Origin of the sequence: Polycladidibacter stylochi, assembly GCF_001562055.1 — a bacterium.
GTDB classification, from domain to species: domain Bacteria; phylum Pseudomonadota; class Alphaproteobacteria; order Rhizobiales; family Stappiaceae; genus Pseudovibrio; species Pseudovibrio stylochi.
This window is the reverse complement of record NZ_LLWE01000003.1, coordinates 1-5,424: the sequence shown is the minus strand read 5'-3', so window position 1 is coordinate 5,424 and position 5,424 is coordinate 1. Positions and strand designations below refer to the sequence as shown.

Sequence of the window (5,424 nt, the reverse complement as noted above, 5' to 3'; positions counted from 1 at the left end):
CACCAGACTATTTTGATTGTTTAATTCCAGAAAAACATGCCGCAGAATTTTTAGGCTATACAGCGCGGGCCTTGCAAAACTGGCGCTTGCGTGGTGGCGGTCCTGCTTACGTGAAAATATCCGCAAGGGCCATTCGCTACCGTCGCAAAGACCTGATTGCTTGGGCTGAAGCGCTCACCGTTCGCCACAGTTCAGAGCACGCCCTCACCTAGCTTCACACGCACCCGCAGCGCTTTTACTCACACGCTGCGGCAATCTCTAGCCCGGCTTGCCGGGCTTTTCTTCCAAAGCCATTGGGCAGTGCCACACGCACAAGTCGCCCTGCTTTTTCTCCTCACTTTCCAATTTCAATAAAGCACCAGCGGTGCGCAATGGGGGGTTTTTGTAACACCCCCCTCTAGAAATACAAAAACGAAGACCAGCGTAAACCATGCATATTAAACTTGTTCATGCCGGATTTGATAGTATCGAGGTAGCATTTATTGGCTGCCTGCCAGAAGAAACCCTTGTTCAACTGCGCCAAGCTAAAGAGGCGGCGCAACAAGAGCAGCAAGACCAAAGCGTCAGCTTGAATAATGGCCGTGTGCGTGGCTGTGTACGCCAAACAGGCCTGAAGGGCGGCTATGCCTTCCTATTGGATACCGGAGCCGATGGTGAGTTGTGGAGCATAAAAGACAGCAGCAATACAACCGAATGGAACCTAGCGGTGAAGCTGCATGCCAGTGCGCTTGCCTGCATGAATTTTGAACAGGCCCGCCGCCAAATCTATCAGCGCCTGCATGATCTGGACGCCACATTCGGCCAAGAGAGCATAAGGCGAGTAGATTTTGCCTTCGACTTTCTATTGCCGCAAAGCTTTACGCTCAACTATCAGCATTTTGTCGCCCATTACAAAACCAAGGTGCGCCCGCATTTTGAAAAGAAAACGTCGCACAAAAAGATATCCCAAACCAGTGAAGGCGATAGCTTTGTGTTTTGTGGCAGAAGAATTGAATCTGTTACACTTGGTAAAATGCCCGGTCGCCAAATCTGCGTTTACGATAAGCGCCTTGAAGCCCTAACCAAGAAGAAGCCCTTCTGGTTCAAGCTATGGGGCATTGACCCCAAGGATACGACCAAGAGCATTTGGCGGGTAGAGCTACGCGCGGGCAAGAAAGAACTGAAGGATAATTGGGGCTTGCGCACCTTTGCCGATATCGAACATGGCATTGGCGATGTTTACAGCGAGGCAATCAGCACCACCCGCTATGTGACGCCCTTGAAGGGGGATAGCAACCTTTCCCGTTGGCCTAACCATCCCCTATGGGATGCCGTGGGCATAGCAATGCAAACGAAGCTCTCCAGCTATCAGGCGGGCTTAACCCGCGACCAGCTGAAACAGACGATTAAAGAACAGCAGAAGGAAATCTATATTCAGCAAATCACCGGCAATGCTGCCAGCCTAGCCGCCCTGCTTGATTTGAGTGCAACCGAAATCCGCGAGGACTTCGCCGACCAAATAGCCCAGACCCTGCAAAACAAAATCGACCACCCCGATGAAGCATTCTGGAAGAGCCTACAACGAGCAGAAAAGAGAATGGGAGCGATATGAAATAACACCGATATCACGACGTCAAGCAATAATACAACACTGTAAACTCAACCATTCTGAAATTAATATAGCAAATCCTAAATTAAGGTGATTTTCCTACATTTCCTGAAATGGAAATGAATTCCGAACATGTGCATTAAAATACCGGCCAACCGAATCAGCCCCTATTAATTCCTCATGTGTTTTCTGCGGAACATCGTAGTATTGGTATATGCGCCCAGAGTTAAATTCCACCTCTAGCACAGACGTTTCTTCCTCATATCCAACCGAAGCCAGATTCGATGAGCTTACTGCTTCCCGTTCCATTACTTTATCCTTTAAATATTTACTCCAAATTACTCTATTATCTGTTTCCGCCAACGGGAAACCATTTGTTCATAATCTTCCGCACCTCGAGAAGACGACCACGCCCGAAACACTTTCGGATCAGAGCTTCGAGGTCTCTTCTCCTCCGAGGGTTCCGCAAACCGACACCGCGCAGGAAGGTTGATAGCTTCTCCTAATACAATAGCTTCACCAGTTCGTAGTACAGAAAGAAGATCAGATAAGCTGCCCAAGTTGTCAGGTAAGACTGCTTTCACATGAGATCGATCTTGCGTATTCGTCAATCGTAGAGATATCAGGGTACCAGCTTGAGACAGTATTGTTTCATCTATTTCCGAAGGACGCTGGGATACAACCATGGAGCCGATCCCATATTTACGGCCCTCTTTTGCAATTCTTTGAACGATATCCAACGATGTAGCATCGCCTCCTTTGGCCAGATATCGATGAGCTTCCTCCATTACGACTAACAGTGGTCGCTGGGTTCCACCTTCAGGTGAACGGCGACTCCAATACAAAGCTTCATAAATGATTTGCAGCACACAACCTACCAAGTGCGCTAACATATTTGATGGAGCACCAGAAAGATCAAGAATCGTAACAGCTTTCTCATGCCCCAACCAATCTTGGAGCAACTCGCCGAGATCTTTCTCGACCCTACCGTTAGTAGTGTCAGGCTCCCACGGCCCCGGCCTCAATAAGAAATCATACCGACGGTCGAGAAGCCGCGATCTAATCAAATCAAGTGGCTTAAGAAGTCCTTTCGCCTTCTTTCCTTTATTTGGAAACGAGCCACCAATACCAGGAGGTTGGAATTTGGGCGCCCTCAAGGCTCCAACGTCTCCGCCGTCCTCCCTCGAACCATCATCCTTCAGCACATACGCCTCTTCTGTCTGTTCTCTATTGGAGTACGTAGCCAATTCATCAAAAACCAAATCGAACCAAAGCTTTTTGAGGCGAAATGGGAATGGAGCATCAACGCTCAATGAATCAAGGTTTATGTCATCAAAATGACGGTGCCCGAGAGCCTTCTCATTCTCGATATAGGACAATTTCATTTGCATCGCAGATTCAGCGATTGGGCTTTTCTGCGTTTCTGTTAATGAGCCCGAGAGCAGTCTAAACAAATCATCAAACCCTAGCGCCCAGTAAGGAATGAATAGATTTTTCTCATGCTCTCGCGGCGTACAACTATACACAGCAGCTACATCAGCCATTGCCTCGGAATATTCGCCGTGCACGTCAATCACTAAAATCCGCGTCTTATTGGTCCTGTCTTCGATATTTGCAGCATCCAACATCGCCCTAAGCAAACTAGATACGGCTGTCGACTTTCCTGATCCTGTTGAGCCCAATACTGCTGAATGCCTAGTCAGCAGTTTATCTAATGATAGAGAGACATCAATGTTAGACGAACTAGCATGTTTGCCTATAGCAAAAAAACCGGGTCCATCATTTTGATAAATTTCCCGCAGCTTGTCTTCGGTAACGACATGAACAGGATCATCAACGTTTGGATGTTGGCTTATTCCACGCTCAAACTGCCCAGCTATAGCCTCACCAGCAAGTTCAACTTTGATAGACCGTTCAAACCCATCAGTGCCTTCTTGCTCTTTAGCGACAGAGGTAACCTCAGTTATTATTCCGAATAAATCTTGGTAGCCTTGAGGAATTCTGACAAAGCTACCCACCTGAGCAACTCGATATGTCCTGCCTTCAATAATAGCTAACCCTGAGTCTAATGATGGGGAGAGTTTGACCATAACTGATGAGCCAGAGACACCGCAGACATTTCCCAAAAAAGTAGGATCAAAATTCTGTTGTGTCATGCTTCAACCTCTGCAGCATCTGCAGTTTCACCTTTAGAAGGGCCTCCTCTATCCTCTGGCGCAGCCTTAGCAGTAGCATCGGCATTAGTCTCACCGGTGTTTCGAGCATCTGAAAGATCTGTAGCCTTTGCCTGCAAACAGAACCCAGCGAGCTTCGAATAGTCCCCCAGTATGAAGCAATGAGGTAATCCCGACTTTAACTCCCCCCAGTAAGTAGGTCTGATTTGCTCCCAGTTTTTTGGCATTTCACCGGGCTTCCATTGACCCTGAACGGAATTGATAACCGCTCCGTCCCACGCATAAACTGAGAGATTTGGGTGATCAACAGCCATTTTAACTGCCGGTTCCTCATGATCAAGGAGGCCAAACTGAAAGGCTACTACAGCCGAATTTGCATTCTTAGAGAGCGCCTCCCCAAGAACTGCGCAAATATGTGCATCACGAAAAGAAAAACCCGTTGTTATGAGCACACTATCTGGAGTCAACAGAAAATTCTTTAGCCGCTCAAACAACGCGGCGTATGGCTGTTTCTGAGTAAGGTCGTACTTCAGATGGTCTGGATACACTAACTCACTACAAGCCATGTTCCCTGTCCTTACTATACCATGATCAGCGCTTTCCCAACCAAGTGACCCATGCATTTTCCAAAGACGCGCCCACCTTGACGGTAGGTCGTCGGTAGCCACTGATACGGGGTCAAAGAACGGTTCATGTGCGCCTGTAAACCCGTCAAAATACGACGTCCTCGACCTTTCAAAAGCGGCTTCAAAAAGAAGATCGTAGTTTGTAGTAAAAATCTCGATAGGGTGTTTTCTGCTGGTTCCACCAATCCATGTAACCAAGTCATTGTAGGCGTTACGATCTGAAGGGAGGCTCACCCCAACTATTTTGCCAATTTGCTCACATATATCCTTGCCTAACTCACCGTACCAATTCCCACTCTTCCCGTTTACTTCGAGAGGTCCAAGCGCTTCAAAAAGAAGACGAACTTTGGACAAAATGGTTTCTATGTTTGCGCTCTTCCCTAGCTCCTCTCTAATTCGGTTTGCCTCATCTTTCTTCGTGTGATCCTCTAGCCCTTCTATCGCCTGTCTTGTCAACTCATCCACGCCGGGTATTAAAGGCCTTGAATCATTAGCACCGCTTATTCGTTGGTTTTCATCGACCCAAATCGACAGCGGAGCACCTGCACCGACAAGAAAGCCGATACGTTTTCTTCCTTGAGAAAGGACCTGACGAAAGTCGGCCATATAAGTATCAGGATTATAAACGGTAGGCACGGTAACATCCTCGGGCAGCCAGATATAATTTATTACTTGCTTTTACCGTAAATAACTTTTTAGGATATACAACTATTGAACAGTAAATTAACTATTCAATCTACTAAATGCAGTTTATTTTATACTCTTGGGCAGTCTATCTAATTGATGTATGTTATTGTTCTCAAAAAGTTATCATTCTGCTTCCGCAATGCTTCCATGACTGATTATATCGTTGGGAGTACGGAATGCTTCATCCAAATAAACTGTTGTTTTTCAGTTAGTTATTTGGTTGCGGGGGTAGGATTTGAACCTACGACCTTCAGGTTATGAGCCTGACGAGCTACCGGGCTGCTCCACCCCGCGTTAATTTTGTGTGCAGGGGCTTGTTGTGCCCTGCGCGGGCTTTGTGGTGCCCGGT

At 47.2% G+C, this 5,424-nt stretch carries 5 protein-coding genes and 1 tRNA gene; 2 read left to right on the top strand and 4 right to left on the bottom strand.

Going from position 1 to position 5,424, the window contains the following annotated elements; all coding sequences use genetic code 11:
• A partial coding sequence (locus tag AYK67_RS00070) for a helix-turn-helix transcriptional regulator (RefSeq protein WP_208976170.1) occupies window positions 1-212 on the top strand: 212 nt, incomplete at its 5' end.
• A 218-nt stretch (window positions 213-430) separates the two neighbouring features.
• A complete protein-coding gene (locus AYK67_RS00065) occupies window positions 431-1,591 on the top strand; it encodes a hypothetical protein (RefSeq protein ID WP_068080577.1) in 1,161 nt (386 codons plus the stop codon).
• Window positions 1,592-1,687: 96 nt separating this feature from the next.
• Here AYK67_RS00065 and AYK67_RS17725 read toward each other — a convergent pair whose 3' ends face one another.
• The 4 genes from AYK67_RS17725 to AYK67_RS00045 all read right to left on the bottom strand — a co-directional run bounded on the left by AYK67_RS17725 (window position 1,688) and on the right by AYK67_RS00045 (window position 5,369).
• Window positions 1,688-1,897, bottom strand: a complete 210-nt coding sequence (locus AYK67_RS17725; protein ID WP_068080580.1) for a KTSC domain-containing protein — start codon at window positions 1,895-1,897, stop codon at window positions 1,688-1,690.
• Window positions 1,898-1,926: 29 nt separating this feature from the next.
• Complete coding sequence (locus AYK67_RS00055) at window positions 1,927-3,744, bottom strand: ATP-binding protein (protein ID WP_082735531.1); 1,818 nt, start codon at window positions 3,742-3,744, stop codon at window positions 1,927-1,929.
• Window positions 3,741-4,994 carry an SIR2 family protein gene (locus AYK67_RS00050; protein ID WP_082735532.1) on the bottom strand — a complete coding sequence of 418 codons (1,254 nt, stop codon included), beginning with the start codon at window positions 4,992-4,994 and terminating at the stop codon, window positions 3,741-3,743. Before AYK67_RS00050 ends, AYK67_RS00055 begins: the two co-directional genes overlap by 4 nt.
• Window positions 4,995-5,292: 298 nt before the next feature.
• Window positions 5,293-5,369 (bottom strand) — tRNA-Met (locus tag AYK67_RS00045).
• Window positions 5,370-5,424 lie beyond the last annotated feature (55 nt).